Below are 18,118 nucleotides of genomic sequence, written 5' to 3' on the forward strand. Positions count from 1 at the left end.
GACACGTTGGCCCGCTCTCCGACCGTTCGGGACGGGAGATGCCGTGATCAAGCCGGTGCCGGACACCTCGGGGACGGTCGGCGCGCAGACGGCCTCGACCATCGCCGCGCTGTCCGCCGAGGCCGCCCGGCTGCGCGCCGAGCGCGCCCGTCACCACCTCCTCGACCTGGCCACCGGAGTCCTCGCGGCGCAGCTGCGCGTCGGCCCCGCCCAGGCGCGCGAGCACCTGGAGAAACTCTCGCGGGACACCGGGGTGAGCCCGGAGGACCTCGCCGCGGACGTGGTGAACGGCGTCGCGGGCGACCCCGGGGCCGCCCCGGCCGCCGAGGGCGCCCCGCCCCTCGCCGAGGCCCGCCGGGCCCGCCGTGCGGTGGCGGCCGCCGAGACGTACGAGAGCGTCGACGAATCCGCGGCGGCCCTGCTGGAGGGCGGTCTGGCACCTCTGGGCGCCCAGAGCCTGTGGCTGTGGCGCCGTACGGAGACGGGCTGTCTGCGGCTCGCCGGGCACGCCGGGGTGAGCGCCGCCGAGGCGGTGGTGTGGCAGTGGATCCCGCCGGGCGCACCCGCCATGTTCCATTCGGTCGTGGTGGACGGCAGCGCCTGCTGGCTCGGCTCCGGCCCGCCGCACGGCGAGGAGCTGCCGGGCCCGGGGCGGCGCGCGGGCCGGGCGCTGCTGCCGCTGGGCGCCCAGGGGGCGATCGTGGGCCTGGCGCTGGTCGTGTGGCCGGAGCCGGTGGACTTCGACGCGGCGCTGCGGCGGGCCCTGACCGGGCTGGTGGAGGTCGCCGGGACTGTGCTCGGCGGGGTCGAGGGCGAGCCGTCCGAGGTGCCCGCGCTGCTGGATGTACTGGACGCGCTCGGCCATCCCGCGATGGTGCTGCGGGGAGCGCCCGAGTCCCTCGCGCCGGCCGTCGAGTACACCAACGGGCCCGCCGTGCGGAGCCTGGGCGGGTCCGCGCCGCCCGTCGGCCGGCCGCTCGCCCTCGCCTTCCCGTACGTCCACGCCGAGCTCGCCCGGCTGGCCCGGGGCGCCCACGGCTCGTCCAGGCGCCAGAGCGTGCCCCGGCTGCCGAGGCTGGCCGCAGAGGCGACGGCCGCGCCGCTCCTCGACGTACGCGTCCTGCCCGCGGGCGCCGACCGGACCGTGGTGCTCTGGCACGCCAGCAGCGACCCCGAGATGTCCGCGAGCCGGGCCGTGGGCCATCTCGAAGGCGTGGCGCTGTTCCGGGACAGCGTGGCGGGCGACGCCTCGGTGTGGTCCGCGCCCGCCTACCGCATCTTCGGCATCGACCGGGACGCGGCGCCCGTCCCGCTGCTCGCCATGCGGTCGATGCTGCACCCCGAGGACGGCGACGTGCTGACCCGGCTGCTCACCACCCTCACCGAACACCAGCGGGGCGCGCTCGCCGTCCTGCGGATCGTCCGGGGCGACGGCACGCTGCGGCACGTCCGCGTCGCCGCCGAGCCGCTCGTCGACGACGGCGTCGTCACCGGGATCACCGGCGTCTACCAGGACGTTTCGGCGAGCAGGCGTACCGAGGCCGCGCTGACGGCGACGTTCGACCAGCTCACGGCCGTACAGAAGCAGGCGGCCATCCGTGACGAGATGGCCCTGCGCCTCCAGCAGGCCATCGTCCCCGAGACGCCGGGCATCCAGGAGCTGCCGGGCCTGTCGGTCGCGGCCCGCTACCGGCCTGCCGCGCAGGAGTACCGGGTCGGCGGCGACTGGTACGACGCGCTGCCGCTGCCCAGCGGCCGGGTCCTGCTGGCGGTCGGTGACATCGCCGGGCACGGCATCGGCGCCGCCACCGGCATGGTCGCCCTGCGCAACGCGCTGCGGGGGCTCGCCTTCAGCGGCCACACGCCGGGGCGGCTGATGGAGTGGCTGAACGAGGTGGCGCTGCGCACCAGCGGCGGCCCGACCGCCACCGCCGTGTGCGCCCTCTACGATCCGGCCGACCGGTCGCTGCGCTGGTCGAGCGCGGGGCACCTGCCGCTGCTGTTGCTGCGCGACGGCCGGGCGCGGCTCCTTGAGGGGCCGCACGACCTGCTGCTCGGCGCGAGCCCGTCCGTGACGTACCGGGAGATGCGCACACCACTGCGCCGCGACGACACCCTGCTGCTGTACACGGACGGTCTGATCGAGCGGCGCCACGACGCGCTGGACCAGGGCCTGGAGACGCTGGTGGGCCTCGCCGAGCAGTCGAGCGCGTGCGAGGTCGAGGAACAGGTGGACCGGCTGCTCGAAGCGGCCACCGGCGACACGGACGACGACACCAGCGTCGTCGCGATCCGGGTGCGCGGCTGAACCGCCCCTCGACCGGCCCCTTCTGACGGAAGGTCAGTCTCCCTTGAGGTGGTCGTGGATGACGGCCAGCAGCCGGTCCGCGTCGACCGGTTTGGCGACGTACTCGTCGACCCCCGCCGCGAGTGCCTTGGCGCGCTCGCCGGGCATCGCCTTCGCCGTCACCGCGATGATCGGGAGCCGGGCGAAGCGGGGTTGGCGCCGGATCGCGGCGGTGGCCGCGTAGCCGTCCATTCCGGCCATCATCACGTCCATCACCACCAGATCGATGTCGTCGCGGGCGGTCAGCAGGTCGATCCCGGCCTGGCCCCCGGCCGCCGTCAGCACCCGCATCCCGGCGTGTTCGAGGATCTGGGTGAGCGCGAAGACGTTGCGCGTGTCGTCGTCCACCACGAGGACGGTGTGCCCGGACGGCGCGGGCGCGGAAGCCTCGGCCTGCGGTACGGGCTCGGCGTCGTGCTCAGCAGTGCGGTCGGAGCGGCCGCCGAGCGGCAGATAGAGCGTGAACGTGCTGCCCCGGCCCACGGCGCTCTCCGCCACGATCACCCCGCCGAGCAGCCGGGCCACCTCACGGCTGATGGACAGGCCCAGGCCGGTGCCCCCGTACCGCCGGGCGGCGGTGCCGTCGCCCTGCTGGAAGGCGCCGAAGACGCTCTCCAGGCGGTCCTCGGGGATGCCGACGCCGGTGTCGGTGACCCGGAAGGCCAGCGCGGGGCCAGCGGAGCGCAGGGCGTACGGCAGTTGGTCGGCGGCGGCGGTGTGGACGTCGAGCCGGACGCGGCCGCTGTCGGTGAACTTCAGCGCGTTGGAGAGCAGGTTGCGCAGGATCTGGCGCAGCCGCGCCTCGTCGGTGGTCAGCTCCTCGGGCAGGCCCGGGGCGGCCACGACCTGGAAGTCCAGGGCGCGTTCGGCGGCCACCGGGCGGAAGGTCGCCTCCAGGTAGTCCAGCAGCTGCCGCAGCGAGAACGGCTCGGGGCGGATGTCCATCTTCCCCGCCTCGACCTTGGACAGGTCCAGGATGTCGTTGATGAGCTGGAGCAGGTCGGAGCCCGCGGAGTGGATGACCTCGGCGTAGTCGACCTGCTTCGCCGTCAGGTTCCCGTCCGGGTTCTGGGCGAGCAGCCGGGCCAGGATGAGCAGGCTGTTGAGCGGAGTGCGCAGCTCGTGGCTCATGTTGGCCAGGAACTGCGACTTGTACATGGACGTCCGCGAGAGCTGCTGGGCCCGCACCTCCAGCTCCTGGCGGGCCTGTTCGATCTCCAGGTTCTTGCCCTCGATGTCCCGGTTGCGGTCGGCGAGCAGCGCCGCCTTCTCCTGGAGTTCGGCGTTGGAGCGCCTCAGCTCCCGCTGCTGCTCCTGCAACTCCTGGGAGCGGGTGCGCAGTTCGGAGGTGAGCCGCTGGGACTCCCCGAGCAGCTGGTCGGTGCGGACGCTGGCGATGAGCGAGCTGACGTTGACGCCGACCGTCTCGATGAACTGGTCCAGGAAGTCCCGGTGCAGCTCGCTGAAGGGGCGCAGCGCGGCCAGCTCCACGGCGCCGAGGACCTGCTCCTCGACCACCACCGGCAGGACGATCAGCTGGCCGGGGTCGCCGGAACCGGCGCCGGAGGCGATCGTCGCGTAACCGTGCGGGACCCGGTCCACCACGATCGTGCGCCTGCTGCGGGCGGCCTCGCCGACCAGGGACTGGCCGAGGCGGAAACGGCGCGGCCCGGCGGCGGGGTCGTCGGGGGAGCCGTAGGCGGCGGTCATCACGAGCTCCGTGCCGTGCTCGTCCTCGTGGGTCAGGAAGAAGGCGCCGTACTGAGCGGACACCAGCGGGGGCACCTCGCTCATGATCAGCTCGGCTAGGTCGGGCAGGTTCGCGGTGCCCTGCATCAGCCCGGAGACCCGGGCGAGGTTCGTCTTCAGCCAGTCCTGGGCCTCGTTGGCCCGGGTGGTGGCCCGCAGGGACTCGACCATCGCGTTGATGTTGTCCTTGAGGTCGCCCACCTCGCCGGGCGCGTCGACCGTGATCGAGCGGGTGAGGTCGCCCTCGGCGACCGCGCTGGTGACCTCGGCGATGGCGCGGACCTGCCGGGTGAGGTTCCCGGCCAGCTCGTTGACGTTCTCGGTGAGCCGCTTCCAGGTGCCGGAGACGCCCTCGACCTCCGCCTGGCCGCCGAGCCGTCCCTCGCTGCCCACTTCGCGGGCGACCCGGGTGACCTCGGCGGCGAACGACGACAGCTGGTCCACCATCGTGTTGATGGTCGTCTTGAGCTCCAGGATCTCTCCGCGTGCGTCCACGTCGATCCTGCGGGTCAGGTCGCCGCCCGCCACGGCGGTGGTGACCTGGGCGATGTTGCGCACCTGGTTGGTGAGGTTGTTCGCCATGAAGTTGACGTTGTCGGTGAGGTCCTTCCAGGTGCCCGACCCCCCTCGTACGGTGGCCTGGCCGCCGAGTTTGCCGTCGGTGCCCACCTCTTTGGCCACGCGGGTGACCTCCTCGGCGAACGAGGAGAGCCGGTCGACCATCGTGTTGATGGTCTCCTTCAGCTCCAGGATCTCGCCGCGCGCGTCCACCCGGATCTTCTGGGTGAGGTCGCCGCGCGCCACCGCCGTGGCGACCTGGGCGATCGAGCGCACCTGCGAGGTGAGGTTGTCGGCCATGGTGTTCACACCGGAGGTCAGCTCCAGCCACACCCCGCGCACCCGCGGTTCCCTGGCGTGGCCGCCGAGCAGCCCCTGGCCGCCGACCTCCCGGGCCACCCGGGTGACCTCGGAGGTGACCAGGGACAGCTGCTCCACCATCCCGTTGTAGATGGTCGCGATCTCGCCCAGCGGGCCGCCCGCGTCATCGGGCAGCCGGGCCGACAGATCCCCGTCCCGTACGGCGGTGAGCCCCGCGAGCAGTCGGCGCAGGGCGTCCTCGGCGGGCTCCGCGGGGGGATCGGAGGAGCCGTGGCCGGGGATGCGACCAGACACGTCCATCGCAACCTCGCATCGAGCCGTCGTGGCGCACGGCCCGTGCGCGGCTCGCGCGTACGGCGAGCCCGACGGGCCCCTCCACTCTGGCACGGTCGGCCCCTGCCGACATCCCGGGGCGGGGCACCTGCGTGCGAGGCGCCCGTCAGCGGGCCGGCCCGGCCGGAGGACCCACGGGCATCTCGAACCACACGGTCTTCCCCGCCCCGCGCGGCACCCAGCCCCAGGCCGAGGAGAGCCGCTGCAGCAGATACAGGCCGTGCCCCGACGAAGCGGCCGGGCGGTGCCTGCCGTGCGGGTGCGGACCCAGCGGGCTGTGGTCGCTCACCTGCACCCACAGCCTGCCGTCGATGCGGTCGAGGCGGAGCTCGTACGGGGCGTCACCGTGTCGGCACGCGTTGGTGGCCACCTCGGAGACCAGCAGCAGCACGTCCGCCACCGCCACCCGCCCCTGCCCGCCGCCGGGCCCGAGCCACTCGTCGAGGACCTTCCGGGTGAGGTCGCGGCACTGGGCCACCACACCCGGTCCCCGCTGGAGGCTGAACCGGCGACTCTCCGTCACGTGTTCCGTGGCATGCCCGCGATGCATACCGGGCGGGTGCCCGGACCCTGACGAATGAACCACAATCCGCATCAAAGCACCTAAATGCGGGCATCACCCCCTCAGGACGCTCGGACGACGGACCCGCCGCCACCCGGCGGCGCAGGCCCCCGCCCCGTCGAAGGAGCCCCATGTCCACCGCTCGCGAAGACACTGTCCGTACGGAAGCACCGGCGCCCGTGGTCCGTGCCCGCGCGCTGGACGGCATACCCGAGGTGGCGCGGCCCCAGGACCTGAGCACCGGCGACGCGCAGTCCCTCTCGGCGACCCTGTTCCGGCGCCTGGCCGAGCTGGAGGAGGGCACGCCCGAGCACGCGTACGTACGGAACACGCTGGTCGAGCTGAACCTCAGCCTGGTCAAGTTCGCGGCCCGGCGGTTCCGCAACCGCGCCGAGCCGATGGAGGACATCGTCCAGGTCGGCACCATCGGGCTGATCAAGGCGATCGACCGCTTCGACGTGGAGCGGGAGGTGGAGTTCTCCTCCTTCGCGCTGCCCACGATCAGCGGGGAGATGAAGCGCTTCTTCCGCGACACCAGCTGGGCGGTCCAGGTACCCCGCAGGCTTCAGGAGCTGCGTCTGCGGCTGGCCAGGGCCCTTGAGGCGCTCGGCCAGGAGCTGGGCCGCCCGCCGACGACGGCGGAGCTGGCCGCCCACCTCGGGGTGACCGAGGCCGAGGTCGTCGAGGGCGAGCGGGCGGCCAACGGCTACATGGCGCGGTCGCTGGACGTGCCGGACGACGACACCGGGGCCGCCGCCGGACTCATGCGCAGGCTCGGCGAGGAGGAGGGCGCGTTCGACGTCGTCGACTCGCTGGAATCCCTCAAACCGCTCATCGCGGGCCTGACCGACCGCGAGCGCGCCCTGCTCTCCCTGCGCTTCGGCGAGGAGCTGACCCAGGCAGAGATCGGCGCCAGGGTCGGGCTCTCCCAGATGCACGTCTCGCGCCTGCTGGCCCAGATCCTGGAACGGCTGCGTGCGGGGCTGCTCGAAGACGCCCCCGAACCGGACGCGGACCGGTCAGCGGCTCCCGGGTGAGTGCCGGTACCCCGGTGAGGGTGACCCCTGCGCCCGCGACGGCAGCGCGACCTCCAGCCACACCACCTTGCCCGTCCCCACCGGCAGCGAGCCCCAGTCCCCGGCGAGCCGGTCGAGCACCATCAGACCGTGGCCGCCCGGCAGCGAGGGGGCCCGGGGGCGGCGGGCGGGGGCGACGGGACTGCCGTCGGCGACCTCCACCCGCAGATGGCCGTCCGCGTGGCGCAGCACGAGCTCGCGCGGCCCGCCCGCGTGCAGACAGGCGTTGGTGACGACCTCCGAGACGAGCAGGAGCACGTCGTCCACGCGCGCCCGGTCGTCCTCCCGGGCGGTCGTGGTCCACCCCCAGTCGGCCAGCGCGAGCGCGGTGAAGTCGCGGCAGCGGGTGACCACGCCCTTCGTGCCGAAGAGCTCCAGGCGGCGGATCTGGCTCCGCCCGGCCCGGCCCATGTCACCCATCGCCTTCTCCGCTACTCCGGCGGGCGGCCCGTGAGCGCCTGGTCCAGGTCGGCGTGGATGCGGAACACCGCGTACGCACCGGTGATCTCGAACATCCGGGCTACGGGCGGCTGGAGCGCGGCCAGCTCGATGCCGCCGCCCTCGGCCTGTGTGGCCGCCGCCCGCGCCCGCAGCAGCGCGTTCAGGCCGGTCGAGTCGCAGAACCGCAGACCGGCGCAGTCGACCACGATCCGCTCCGGGGCGGCCGCGATCTGCTCCGCGAGGGCAGTGCGCAACGGCTCCACCGTGTCGTGGTCCAGCTCGCCGGTGAGTGAGAGCACCGCGGCCCCGCCGACTCGCCGTGCCGCGACGGCGAACCGTCTGCCCCCGGCGGTGCCCCCGTCGTACGAGTCGTCGCTCGTGTCCGGTGACATGGGTCCACCCGCCTCCTTCGCCACTGCTCGGTGGTGCTCCGCACCGGGCGCCTGTAGGAAGAGTGCCCAATGATCGGCGCTCCAGTGCTCGGGCGGGGCGCGAGCCCGGCCCACCCATCCTCCCCGGCCGGACCCGCTTCCGCGATCGGTACGGCCGAGCCGGGCGGGCCTGCCCTGGATCGGCCGCACCCCGGTTTGAGCTGCTGATACGGGGTGACCCGGCAGACAGCCGAGAATCCGGAGTTACGAGAGAGGGGCACCGATGGGAATCACCGACAGCGCGGCCAGGCTCGCCGCCGAGGCGGACCTGAAGGAACGCGCGACACACGCCACGCACCGGACGACCGAGGCGGCGGCCGGGGCCCGCACGGCAGTCGGCCAGGCGGCCCGCACGGTCCGCGACCACACCCCCGAGCCCGTACGCCGGGCGACGGCCGTGGCGGCGATGGCAGGGCGCGCCCACCCCCGGCAGATCCTGCTGGCCGTGGCGGCCATGGCGGGCGCACTGTTCGTCCTGCGGGGCCGGCGCCACCGGAAGTGACTCCGCCGCCGGGCCACTGCGCACGCCGTTCGGCCGACCGCGGCCCGCGCCCGGTCGCACGCCCGGGCGTCCGGGCGCAGCATGGAAGACGGAAAGTCGTGCCGATCGGCCTGGGCCTGGCCAGCGGGCGTGTCCCGCGCAGGGGCGTACGGGTGAGGAGGCCGGTGATGGCTGGTGCGCAGTCCTTCCCGGCCCGCGCGGGGGCGAGAGATCCGTCGCTGGTGGCCGGTGGTCTGCTGGACGTGCTCGGGGTGGCCGCGGTCGTCCTTGACGCCGAGGGCCGCATCCGGCTGTGGAGTCCGCAGGCCAAGCGGGTGTACGGGTACACCGCCCAGGAGGCGCTGGGGCAGTACGCCGCGAAGCTGCTGGTGGACGAGGAGCACCGCGATGTGGTGCTGCGGCTGTTCGCCCAGGTGATGTCCGGCGAGGGCACCTGGGCGGGCGTCTTCCCGGTCCGGCACAAGGACGGCAGCTCCCTCCTGGTGGAGTTCCGCAACGTGCGCCTGGAAGCCGACAACGGCCGTATGTTCGCACTGGGCCTGGCCTCCGAGCAGGCCACGCTGCGGCGGGTGGAGCGCGATCTGGCCCTGTCGCTGCGGCTCGTGGACCAATCGCCCATCGGCCTGGCGGTCCTCAACACCGAGCTGCGGTACGTCCTGGTGAACCCCGCACTGGAGCGCATCAACGGCGTTCCGGCCGACGAGCACCTGGGGCGCCGGATCGTCGACGTGCTGCCGTTCCTGGACGGGGCCACCGTCGAGGAACGGATGCGCGAGGTGATGGCGAGCGGGCGCCCGGTGCTCGACGAGTTCACCACCGGCCGCACCGCCGCCGACCCCGAGCGGGACCACTCCTGGCTGGTGTCGGTGTACCGGCTCGACGACCAGGCCGGGCACGTCCTCGGCGTCGCGGTGTCCGTCGTCGACGTGACCGAGCAGCACGAGGCGGCCGTCTCCGCCGCCCAGGCCCGGCGCCGGCTGTCACTGATCGCGGACGCGTCCGTCCGTATCGGCACCACCCTCGACCTGGAGGTGACGGCCCGCGAGCTGGCCGACGTCGCCGTCCCGGAGGTGGCCGACATCGCGGCCGTCGACGTGCTCGACACCGTCCTGGCCGGTCCCCGGCCGGGGGAGGCGGACGGCGCCGTGCGGTTCCGCGCGCTGGCGCTCAACGCGGCCTACCCCACCCCGGCCACCGAGGCAGCCGACGCGGTCGGCGACGTCGCCCTGTACGGACCCACCCGGCTGGTGACCCAGTGCGCCCGCACCGGCCGCCCCGTCCTCGTCCCCCGGGTACGCCCCCAGGACCTGCCGCGCATCGCCCGCAACGAGGACGCCGTGCACCTGCTCGCCGCCGCCGGAGTCCACTCCTACCTCGCCGTCCCGCTCATCGCCCGCGGCCAGGTCCTCGGCGCGCTCGACCTCAAGCGCGCCCGCAACCCCGCCCCGTTCAGCAAGGACGACGTGCTGCTGGCCACCGAACTCGCCGCCCGCGCGGCGGTGTCCATCGACAACGCCCGCTGGTACCAGCGCCAGCGCGAGACGGCCCTGATGCTCCAGCGCCATCTGCTGCCCCAACGCCCCGCCGCACCACGCGGGTTGGACATCGCCTACCGCTACCAGCCGGCCGCGGCCGACGACGAGACCGGCGGCGACTGGTTCGACGTCATCGCCCTCAGCGGCGACCGTACGGCCCTGGTCGTCGGCGACGTGATGGGCAGTGGCATCAACGCCGCCGCCACCATGGGCCAACTGCGCGCCACGGCCCGCGCCCTGGCCCGGCTCGACCTTGCCCCCGCGACCGTGCTGACCCATCTGGACGCCGCCACCGCCGACCTGGGCGATGCGACGGCGACGTGTGTGTACGCGCTCTACGACCCCCACACGCACCTGTGCCACATCGCCGTCGCCGGCCACCCGCCGCCGGTGCACCTGCGTCCCGGCCGCCCGCCCCGGCTCCTGGACCTGCCCACCGGAGCGCCGCTGGGCGTGGGCGGCGTCCCGTTCTCGACCACCGCCGTCACCCTCGACCCGGGCGACGACCTCGTCCTGTACACCGACGGTCTGATCGAGACCCGCGACCAGGACATCGACACCCGGCTCGCGACCCTCACCGATCTGCTGACCGGCCCCAGCCGCCCGCTTGAGGACACCTGCGACTTCCTCCTCGCCGCCCTGCGCCGCCCGGACACCCACGACGACGTGGCCCTGCTGATCGCCCGGGCCCACGCCCTCACGGCCACCTGATCGGCTCACACCTACATCTGCGTGCCGAAGTCCTGGGTCCACCAAGGGCCCCCGGGGCCGTTGTGGATGCCGACTCCCAGCTCCTTGAAGGCGCAGTTGAGGATGTTCGCGCGGTGCCCGGGGCTGTTCATCCAGGAGTTCATGACGTCGGCCGGGGTCTGCTGGCCGCGGGCGATGTTCTCGCCGTAGGTGGACCACTGGTATCCGGCGGCGTGGATGCGCTCGCCGGGGCCCGACCCGCTCGGGTCGGTGTGGTCGAAGAAATCCTGTGCCGCCATGTTGTCGGAGTGGCGCTGCGCGGCCGTGGCGAGCTTGGAGTTGTCGCTCACGGGGCCGCAGCCGTTCTTGGCCCGCTCGGTGTTGACCAGCGCGATCACCTGCTGGGCGGTCGAGCCCTGCTTGGCGAGGGAGTTCGGCACCTTGGGCGCGTGCGACGAGGGGGTCTTGGCGGTGGCGGTGTGCGGCGCGGGGCTGTGCGCGGTGGGCTTCGGTGAGGCGGACGAGTGACTCGGGGACGGCGATGAACTCGGCTTCGAGGAAGGGGAGTTGGGGGTGCGCGTCGGCCCCGTGGCGGTGGCGCCGTCGGGGCTCGCCGCTGTGACGGTGCCGTCGGCCGGGGCGTCGGCGACCGCGGTGGGAGGCCCGGACGGATCCGACGAGACGTGGATGACCACGGCGAGGCCGCCTATCGCGGTGGCGCCCGCCAGCACCGCGGCGGCCCGGCGCCGCCGCCTGGCACGGTCGCGGTCGCGGCGGAGCTCGCCCCGGGTCGCCCCCTCGGAGGGTGCGCCCTTGCCACGGGGTGCCTGGCGGTGGCGGCCGGGCGGCGACGGCGGCCGCGGCGGCTCCACCGAGGCGACCGTCCCGTACGCCATGGGCGCGGTGGCCCGGTGCGCGGCCAGGGCCGCGAACAGACCCGCCGCCGAAGCCACCGGCACCAGGGCGAGCCCCGCCAGCAGGCCCTCGGGCGGTACGAGTCCAGTGGCGAGGCCGGAGCAGATGGGGCACACGCGGGTGTGCCGGGTGATGCGCTTGCGCCACAGCGAGGAGGGCACACCGTCCCAGAGCGAGAGCAGGCCGGTGAGTTCGTGGCAGCGCGGGGCGACCGCCAGGGTCCGCACCACCTGGCGCGACGCGTCGAGCCGCTCCTTCATGCGCTGCACGCGTACGGCGGTGTGCTGCGGGGTCAGTTCGAGCGACGCGGCCACCTCGGCGCGGGTCAGGTACCCCGCCGTTTCCAGCCACCACAGCGAGAGCAGCCCCCGGTCCTCGGGCTCCAGCCAGCGGGTGGCCTCGGCGGCCTCCCTGCGCTGCCCGGAGAGCCCGAGCCGCAGGATCGTCAGGTCGACGAAGTCGGCGCCGGGGTCGGGCAGGTCACTCGTCTCCTGGATGCCGGTGCCGTCCGGCCGGGTGCGGGCGCGCTGCCAGTACTGGCGCAGTTGGTTCATGGTGATGGCCACCACCCACGACCGGAAGCTGGCGGGGTCACGCAGCCCCGCGAGGCCGTCGAGCATCCGCAGCACGCTCTCCTGGACCACGTCGTCGACGTCGGCGTGACCGTTCAGCGCCCGACCGACGATGTTGTAGACCAGCGGCAGGCAGGCCGCGACAAGTTCGTCCTGGGCGTGCTGATCGCCGGCTCGCGCCGCCTCGACCGTCGCCGTCCCGTACTCCATGTTCACGCCTCGTCCACTCTCCCCGGGCCCCGGTGGTCTCCGGGCTCCAACCGACTGCTTCTCCACCGTGGGAGATCGGCGGGGGAGCGACGGATAACGAAAACGTGGAGGAAATCTTTTTCCCCGCCGTTTCCCGGGCGTGCGGGGTCACCCCGTGCGCCGCCCGAGCAGGGCGAGACCCATGCCGCTGGCCGTGTAGTGGACTTCGCGCCGGTAGCGGTGGCTGGTGACCAGACCGGCGTCGCGCAGCACGGCGAGGTGCTGGGATACCGCGCCGAGGCTGAGGCCCGTACGCGCGGCCAGCTGCGTGGTGGTGGCCGGTGAGCTCGTGTCGGCGAGCACCCGGGCGCGGCTGCGGCCGAGCAGCCGCGCCAGGCCCTCGTCGGCGGTGCCGCGCCGCTCCCACAGGGTGCCCACGGCGCGCGCGGGGTACAGGACGCAGGGCGGCGTCGGGCCCCGGCCGGGCAGCAGACGGCAGCGGGTGGCGAACGCGGTGGGGACCAGGGTGATCCCGCCCCCGTCGAGCCCCCACTCGCCCCGTGGCAGGTCCACCGACACCAGCCGGTCCTCGGTCCACCGCAGGGTGGGGTGGAGGTGGGCGAACACCTCCTGGATGCCGTCCTCGGCCAACTGGCGGGTGCGGTGGACGACGTCCGCCTCCAGGACGGCGCGGATGCGCGGCCAGTACGGCCGCACGGCGGCCCGCCACCAGGCGAACACCGCGTCACCCACCTCGGAAGGCACACCGGCGAGGGCGAGTTCCTCCTCGATCTCGGTGAGCGGACACCGTGGGGGAGGGGGCTCGAAACCGGCGAGTGCGGTACGCAGCGGATCGAGGCACCGAGCCAGCTCGCCGTCCTGGCGCAGGACCAATGCCTTCTTGATCCACGGCAGGTGGACGGCGTGCCGCCCGGGGTCCTCCGAAGCCCGCAGGCTCGCCACCGTCTCCCACAACGGCGAGATAGCGAACCGCAGGTTGACCAGATCGTCCACCCCGAACCGCACCGCTCCCATGCCCCGCGCCCCCCCGATCACCCCATGACGTTTTCGGTCAGACTAAAACAATGGCCCGGCCGCCCCGCCGGTGGTGGAGTGCGCGATCATGACGCTCTCCTCCTCCACGGACACCACCCCGGCACGGCCGGGCGCCCTGCTGCGCGACCGCGACTTCCGCAGGCTCTGGGCCGCCGACACGGTCAGCCAGGCCGGTACGGCCGTCACCGTCCTCGCGCTTCCCCTCATCGCCATCGGCGCCCTCGACGCGACCCCCTTCCAGGCCGGGCTGCTCATGACGTTCGAGTACCTCGGCTTCCTGCTCCTGGGGCTGTCCGCCGGGGCGTGGGTGGACCGGGCGCGCCGCCGCCGGGTCATGGTCGCCGGTGACCTGGGCCGCGCCGCACTGCTGGCCTCGGTGCCCGTCGCGAGCGCGCTGGACGTGCTGAGCCTGCCCCAGCTGTACGCGGTGGCCTTCGGCGTGTCCGTGTGCACGGTGTTCTTCGACGTGGCCGCCCAGAGCCACCTCCCCCAACTCGTCGACGGTCCCCGGCTGATGGAGGCCAACGTCAAACTGGAGGCCGGCCGCACCCTCACCCAGGCCGCGGGTCCCGGTGCGGGAGGCGCGCTCGTCGGGGCGCTCACCGCACCCCTCGCCGTCGTGGTGGACGCCGTCAGCTACCTCGCCTCCGCGCTCCTGCTCACCCGCGTACGCCGCCCCGATACAGTGCCGCCCGCGTCGACGACGACGCCGGGCCTGCGCGGTGAGATCACCGAAGGGCTGCGCTTCCTCTTCGCCCACCGGACGCTGCGGGCGCTCACCCTCACCTCGGCGATCTCCAACCTGTGCGGCACGATTGGCGCGTCCATGCTGCTCGTCCTGCTCGCCGGAGACCTCGGCCTCTCCCCGTTCCTGTGCGGTCTGGTGTTCACCGCCGAAGCCGTCGGCGGCTTCCTCGGCAGTCTGCTCACCACGAGGATCGCCGCCCGCCTCGGCCAGGGACCGGCGATGTGTCTGTCCGTGCTGACCAGTGGGGTGCTCTGGTTGCTCGCGCTGCCCTTCTACGAGTCCGACTGGCGCTTCGCGCTTGCCGTCGCGCTCCAGGGCCTCGGCTGGACGGCGTTCATGACCTTCAAAATCACCTCGGTTGCCCTGCGCCAGCAACTCTGCCCGCCCGCGCTCCTGGGCCGGATGACGGCGACTTTTCGGTTCGTGGTCTGGGGCTCCATGCCGATCGGCGCACTCCTGGGCGGCACCCTGGCCGAGCACTTCGGTGCCCGCACGGCGCTGTGGGTGGGAGCGCTGGGCGAACTGCTCGCCGTGGTGCCGGTGTTCCTCGCCACGGTGCGAAACGTACGTATGTCCGTGTCCGACCAGGGGCACGGGGCTCGGCGGACAGGTGCTGTCCGCCGAACTCCGTGCGGCTGATGCCGTACGGCGAGAGAGTCATCGACCCGGTCCAACCCCGGCGGAGGAGAAGGGTCAGGCCTTCGCGGGCACGGCGTCGGCGGTGGGCGTCGCAGCCGCTTCGGCGGACTTCTTGTCCGGGGCGGTGTAGAAGACCGAGCCCTGCTTGCGCTCCCGCTCCAGCTCGCCCTTGGCGACGAGCGCTTCGAGGGTGTTGCGGACGACCTGGGGGCTGGTCTTGCGGTCGGGGTGGGCGGTGGTCAGTTCGGCGAGGACGTCGGAGACCGTACGCGGCTCCTGGTGTCCGGCGAAGAGGCCGAGCACGACCTCGCGCAGGGTGGGGCCGGAGGTCTCCGCCTTGCTCCGGGAAGCGGTCTTCGCCGGAGCGGTGTTCTTGCGCGGGGCCCGGGCGGGCTTGGCCGCGGCGGCCTTGACCTCGGTCTTCTTCGTCCGGGGGGTGGGCACCTTGGCCGGTGCGACGGCCTTCGCGGGAGCGGCCTTCGTGGCCGCGGCCTTCTTGGGGGCGGCCTTCGCCGGGGCGCCGCCGAGGGTGTGCTGCATGGTTTGCAGCAGGCCGTGGTCCCGCTCCAGGGCTTCGAGTTGCCCCTTCAGTGTGTCGAGTTCGGCGCGAATACGTGACTGGTCCTGCTGGTTGGCGTCCAGATCGGCGGTGACACGCGCCGCGTACTGGTCCTTGAGTGTGCTGGTGTCCGGCTCGTCCGCCATGGGAGTTCGCTTTCCTCGTGCTGGATGATGCCGCCGGATGCCGGCCCTTGCTGCGGGCACAGCACAGGCGAGTTCTCAAAAAGATACACACCTCACCCAAACAAACGCAGCCCGTCTGAATCGGCTGCACACTAAAGAGTTGATGAGAGAAACGGTGAATCTCCCGATCATGCGAGGGATCACCGGCCGGGGAGCACGTCCTACGACCGGCGTGGTAGGTGTGGCGAAGTCGCCTACCACGAAAGTTCACCCGGGATGAAACCCTCGCCTGATGCCTCGTCAGCAGCGGTGACCTAGGGTGCGGTTGCCGGAATTCGGACGGGAAATCGGACGCGAAAACGGGAGATGACATGAGTGCTGTCGACGTACGCCGGGTGTCGGTCGCTCTGAGCGCCGCCGCGCTGATGGTGGGGAGCCTGCTGGGCGCCACCGCGGCGCAGGCCAAGCCGGGCGTCGCCAACATCGGTACGGGATCGGGGAACAAGGCCGGGATCAAGTGCGTCCAGCGCGCGTTCAACGCGTACGCGGGCACCAGGCTGACCGTGGACGGCGTGTACGGAAAGAACACCAAGGACGCCGTGGTGAACTTCCAGCGCTTCTGGCGCCTCCCGGTCGACGGGGTCGTGGGCCCGAACACCGGCGGCACGATCGAGTTCATGGTGGCCCAGAACAACGGCGGCAAGGACGTGTGGCGGACCAACGGCTGCTGGGCGGTGGTCCCGACCAAGAACTGACCCGGGCCGCACAGCGGCCGGTGCACGTGCTGCCACCTGGGGTGCGACCGGCATCACCGGCATGATCGGATCGGCACGGGGCACCCGAGACCCCAGGCCCCGTCGCGTCCCCCGTCGCGGCGGGGTCGCCCCCGCCCCCGTACCCTGTGCGGTCGGCCCGGCGGTGGGCGAGGCGGTTCCCTCACGAAAGCGAGGGGGATTGACCCATGGGAACCCTGGGCAAGTGCGCAGGGGGTGAGTGCGGGCGGTTCCGCATGCAGGACGGGGGCAGTGAGGTGAGTGAGGAGACGGCTCCTACCGGGAGGACCGGGCTCGTGCCGGTCGACGCCGCGGAGGCGCGCAGGCGGGTGAAGGCCCTGCTGGGCGCCGTGCTGGGCAGATCGCCGCTGTGGACGCAGGAGACGGTGGTCGCGGACGCGCTGCTGGTGACGTCGGAGCTGGTGACGAACGCGCTGCGGCACGCGGGCGGTGTCACCGCGTTCGAGGCGATGGCGGACCGCGTGGGGCTGCGGCTGGTGGTCGAGGACGCGAGCTGCGGGCTGCCGTCCACGAAGGAGCCGAGCGGCGACTTCACCCCCGGCGGCTACGGCTGGCCGATGATCTGCCGCCTGGCGACCAGCGTCACCGTCAGCCTGCTGCCGTCGGGAGGCAAACGCATCCAGGTCTTCGTGCCGCTGTAGTCGTGGCGGCGCGAGGGGCTCACGCCGACCTCGGCGTCAGATCCCGCTCGTACGACGCCGTACGGTCGTCGTCGCGCCACGGCAGCAGCAGCGGGGTCGCCAGGAGCAGCAGACCGGCGATCGCTATGGCCGTGCGTGGCCCGGCGGCAGCGGCCAGCAGACCCCACAGCGCCGTCATGGCCGCGATCGTGGCGCTGCTGGTGACCGACCACGCGGAGAGCGTACGGGCCACCCGGTCGTCCTCGGTCCGCGCGAGCCGGTAGGTGGCGTACACCGGGTTGAACACACCCGAGCAGGTGATCAGCGCGAACTCGACGGCGATGACGAGCACCAGCCCTGCGACCCCGGGCCGGACGAACCCGAGCCCGACCGACCAGCACGCGCGCAGCGTCCCGGAGGCGACCATCACCCGATGCTGCCCGAACCGGGTGGCGAGCGGGCCGGCCAGCCGCGAGCCCAGCAGTCCGCCGAGGCAGGCGATGCCGAACGCGAGGCCGTACTGCCAGGGCGCGAATCCGAGGTCACCGAGCATGAGCGCGGCGAGCACCGGCGCGGTGGCCATGACCAGGCCGTTGTTCAGGACCGTGTTGAAGAACAGCGGGCGCAGTGTCCGGTGGGCCAGGATGTACCGCCACCCCTCCAGCAGGTCCCCGGCCCGCATCCGGGGCGCACCGGTCCGTACGGGCCGCGGCTCCTGCCCGCCGATCGCGCGGATCCCCACCGCGGACAGCAGGAAACTGACGGCGTTGGCCAGTACGGTCGTCACCGGACCCAGCACCCCGATCGCGACGCCGCCCAGCGGCGGGCCGAGCACGGAGGCCGTCCAGGTGGTGGACTCGAAGCGGCCGTTCGCGACGAGCAGGTCCTCGGGCCGTACGAGCGACTTGAGGCACGCCCCGGCCGCCGCCTTGAAGGTGATGTCGCAGGCGGCCACCATCACGGACACCGCCAGGAGCTGGCCGAAGCCCAGCAGGCCGAGGGCGTACGCGACGGGGACGCTCAGCAGCGCGGCGAACCGGACGAGGTCCATGGCGACCATCACCGGCCGCTTGCGGCGGAACTCCACCCACGGGCCGAGCGGCAGCGCGACCGCCGCCCCCACCGCGAGCCCCGCGGCCGCCAGCGCCGACACCTGGGCGGGCCCGGCGTGCAGGGCGAGGATCGCGACCAGCGGGAACGCGTCGAACGCCAGCCAGGTGCCGAGCGTGCTCGCCCCGTACGCGGCCCACAGCCATCCGAATCCGCGCCCGAGCGCTCTGCTGCCCGCCATGCCCGGCGCACTCCTCGCTGTCCCGCCCGGAGATCCGGAACGACCTCACCTGGAGCAGCGATCAA

At 73.2% G+C, this 18,118-nt stretch carries 15 protein-coding genes; 7 read left to right on the forward strand and 8 right to left on the reverse strand.

Going from position 1 to position 18,118, the window contains the following annotated elements:
• The first annotated feature begins 43 nt into the window (after positions 1 to 43).
• Entirely contained in the window at positions 44 to 2,308 is a 2,265-nt protein-coding gene (locus IE252_RS11550) for a SpoIIE family protein phosphatase (RefSeq protein WP_190089262.1), read from the forward strand.
• A gap of 33 nt (positions 2,309 to 2,341) precedes the next feature.
• Here IE252_RS11550 and IE252_RS11555 read toward each other — a convergent pair whose 3' ends face one another.
• Entirely contained in the window at positions 2,342 to 5,275 is a 2,934-nt protein-coding gene (locus IE252_RS11555) for a HAMP domain-containing protein (RefSeq protein ID WP_190089263.1), read from the reverse strand.
• Between the two features lie 139 nt (positions 5,276 to 5,414).
• Complete coding sequence (locus tag IE252_RS11560) at positions 5,415 to 5,831, reverse strand: ATP-binding protein (protein ID WP_229848223.1); 417 nt, start codon at positions 5,829 to 5,831, stop codon at positions 5,415 to 5,417.
• Between the two features lie 170 nt (positions 5,832 to 6,001).
• On the opposite strand from IE252_RS11560, the gene IE252_RS11565 reads away from it, so the two are divergent.
• Positions 6,002 to 6,907, forward strand: coding sequence for a SigB/SigF/SigG family RNA polymerase sigma factor (locus tag IE252_RS11565; RefSeq protein ID WP_190089265.1), 906 nt, complete (start codon positions 6,002 to 6,004; stop codon positions 6,905 to 6,907).
• On the opposite strand, the gene IE252_RS11570 is transcribed toward IE252_RS11565, so the two are convergent.
• A complete protein-coding gene (locus IE252_RS11570) occupies positions 6,890 to 7,366 on the reverse strand; it encodes an ATP-binding protein (protein ID WP_190089266.1) in 477 nt (158 codons plus the stop codon). The two genes, IE252_RS11565 and IE252_RS11570, sit on opposite strands and share 18 nt — an antisense overlap.
• Before the next feature lie 11 nt (positions 7,367 to 7,377).
• Positions 7,378 to 7,779, reverse strand: coding sequence for an STAS domain-containing protein (locus IE252_RS11575; protein WP_190089267.1), 402 nt, complete (start codon positions 7,777 to 7,779; stop codon positions 7,378 to 7,380).
• Between the two features lie 262 nt (positions 7,780 to 8,041).
• On the opposite strand from IE252_RS11575, the gene IE252_RS11580 reads away from it, so the two are divergent.
• Positions 8,042 to 8,320 carry a hypothetical protein gene (locus tag IE252_RS11580; protein WP_190089268.1) on the forward strand — a complete coding sequence of 93 codons (279 nt, stop codon included), beginning with the start codon at positions 8,042 to 8,044 and terminating at the stop codon, positions 8,318 to 8,320.
• Between the two features lie 167 nt (positions 8,321 to 8,487).
• The gene (locus tag IE252_RS11585; RefSeq protein ID WP_190089269.1) at positions 8,488 to 10,566 is read left to right on the forward strand and encodes a SpoIIE family protein phosphatase; all 2,079 of its coding nucleotides are present in this window, start codon (positions 8,488 to 8,490) and stop codon (positions 10,564 to 10,566) included.
• An 11-nt stretch (positions 10,567 to 10,577) separates the two neighbouring features.
• Here the strand turns inward: IE252_RS11585 and IE252_RS11590 are convergent, their stop codons facing one another.
• Both IE252_RS11590 and IE252_RS11595 read right to left on the reverse strand, forming a co-directional pair.
• Complete coding sequence (locus tag IE252_RS11590) at positions 10,578 to 12,242, reverse strand: sigma-70 family RNA polymerase sigma factor (RefSeq protein ID WP_190089270.1); 1,665 nt, start codon at positions 12,240 to 12,242, stop codon at positions 10,578 to 10,580.
• 147 nt (positions 12,243 to 12,389) lie between these two features.
• Positions 12,390 to 13,256 carry an ArsR/SmtB family transcription factor gene (locus tag IE252_RS11595; RefSeq protein WP_190089271.1) on the reverse strand — a complete coding sequence of 289 codons (867 nt, stop codon included), beginning with the start codon at positions 13,254 to 13,256 and terminating at the stop codon, positions 12,390 to 12,392.
• 88 nt (positions 13,257 to 13,344) lie between these two features.
• Here IE252_RS11595 and IE252_RS11600 point away from each other — a divergent pair, with 88 nt between their 5' ends.
• The gene (locus IE252_RS11600; protein ID WP_190089272.1) at positions 13,345 to 14,664 is read left to right on the forward strand and encodes an MFS transporter; all 1,320 of its coding nucleotides are present in this window, start codon (positions 13,345 to 13,347) and stop codon (positions 14,662 to 14,664) included.
• A gap of 54 nt (positions 14,665 to 14,718) precedes the next feature.
• On the opposite strand, the gene IE252_RS11605 is transcribed toward IE252_RS11600, so the two are convergent.
• A complete protein-coding gene (locus tag IE252_RS11605) occupies positions 14,719 to 15,369 on the reverse strand; it encodes a hypothetical protein (RefSeq protein ID WP_190089273.1) in 651 nt (216 codons plus the stop codon).
• Between the two features lie 350 nt (positions 15,370 to 15,719).
• Between IE252_RS11605 and IE252_RS11610 the strand changes: the two genes are divergently transcribed.
• Both IE252_RS11610 and IE252_RS11615 read left to right on the forward strand, forming a co-directional pair.
• Positions 15,720 to 16,103: a peptidoglycan-binding domain-containing protein gene (locus IE252_RS11610; protein WP_190089274.1), complete on the forward strand. Its 384-nt coding sequence runs from the start codon at positions 15,720 to 15,722 to the stop codon at positions 16,101 to 16,103.
• A gap of 314 nt (positions 16,104 to 16,417) precedes the next feature.
• A complete protein-coding gene (locus IE252_RS11615) occupies positions 16,418 to 16,783 on the forward strand; it encodes an ATP-binding protein (RefSeq protein ID WP_190089275.1) in 366 nt (121 codons plus the stop codon).
• Between the two features lie 19 nt (positions 16,784 to 16,802).
• Here IE252_RS11615 and IE252_RS11620 read toward each other — a convergent pair whose 3' ends face one another.
• The gene (locus tag IE252_RS11620; protein WP_190089276.1) at positions 16,803 to 18,053 is read right to left on the reverse strand and encodes an MFS transporter; all 1,251 of its coding nucleotides are present in this window, start codon (positions 18,051 to 18,053) and stop codon (positions 16,803 to 16,805) included.
• Positions 18,054 to 18,118: the final 65 nt, after the last annotated feature.

Source organism: Streptomyces melanogenes (assembly GCF_014649795.1).
GTDB classification, from domain to species: domain Bacteria; phylum Actinomycetota; class Actinomycetes; order Streptomycetales; family Streptomycetaceae; genus Streptomyces; species Streptomyces noboritoensis.

What these genes read in the sequence shown, in the direction of transcription:
- IE252_RS11580 (WP_190089268.1), top strand. Translation starts at nt 8,042, where the DNA reads ATGGGAATCACCGACAGCGCGGCCAGGCTCGCCGCCGAGGCGGACCTG.
- IE252_RS11620 (WP_190089276.1), bottom strand. Translation starts at nt 18,053, where the DNA reads ATGGCGGGCAGCAGAGCGCTCGGGCGCGGATTCGGATGGCTGTGGGCC.
- IE252_RS11565 (WP_190089265.1), top strand. Translation starts at nt 6,002, where the DNA reads ATGTCCACCGCTCGCGAAGACACTGTCCGTACGGAAGCACCGGCGCCC.
- IE252_RS11555 (WP_190089263.1), bottom strand. Translation starts at nt 5,275, where the DNA reads ATGGACGTGTCTGGTCGCATCCCCGGCCACGGCTCCTCCGATCCCCCC.
- IE252_RS11575 (WP_190089267.1), bottom strand. Translation starts at nt 7,779, where the DNA reads ATGTCACCGGACACGAGCGACGACTCGTACGACGGGGGCACCGCCGGG.
- IE252_RS11610 (WP_190089274.1), top strand. Translation starts at nt 15,720, where the DNA reads ATGAGTGCTGTCGACGTACGCCGGGTGTCGGTCGCTCTGAGCGCCGCC.
- IE252_RS11600 (WP_190089272.1), top strand. Translation starts at nt 13,345, where the DNA reads ATGACGCTCTCCTCCTCCACGGACACCACCCCGGCACGGCCGGGCGCC.
- IE252_RS11590 (WP_190089270.1), bottom strand. Translation starts at nt 12,242, where the DNA reads ATGGAGTACGGGACGGCGACGGTCGAGGCGGCGCGAGCCGGCGATCAG.
- IE252_RS11585 (WP_190089269.1), top strand. Translation starts at nt 8,488, where the DNA reads ATGGCTGGTGCGCAGTCCTTCCCGGCCCGCGCGGGGGCGAGAGATCCG.
- IE252_RS11605 (WP_190089273.1), bottom strand. Translation starts at nt 15,369, where the DNA reads ATGGCGGACGAGCCGGACACCAGCACACTCAAGGACCAGTACGCGGCG.
- IE252_RS11570 (WP_190089266.1), bottom strand. Translation starts at nt 7,366, where the DNA reads ATGGGTGACATGGGCCGGGCCGGGCGGAGCCAGATCCGCCGCCTGGAG.
- IE252_RS11595 (WP_190089271.1), bottom strand. Translation starts at nt 13,256, where the DNA reads ATGGGAGCGGTGCGGTTCGGGGTGGACGATCTGGTCAACCTGCGGTTC.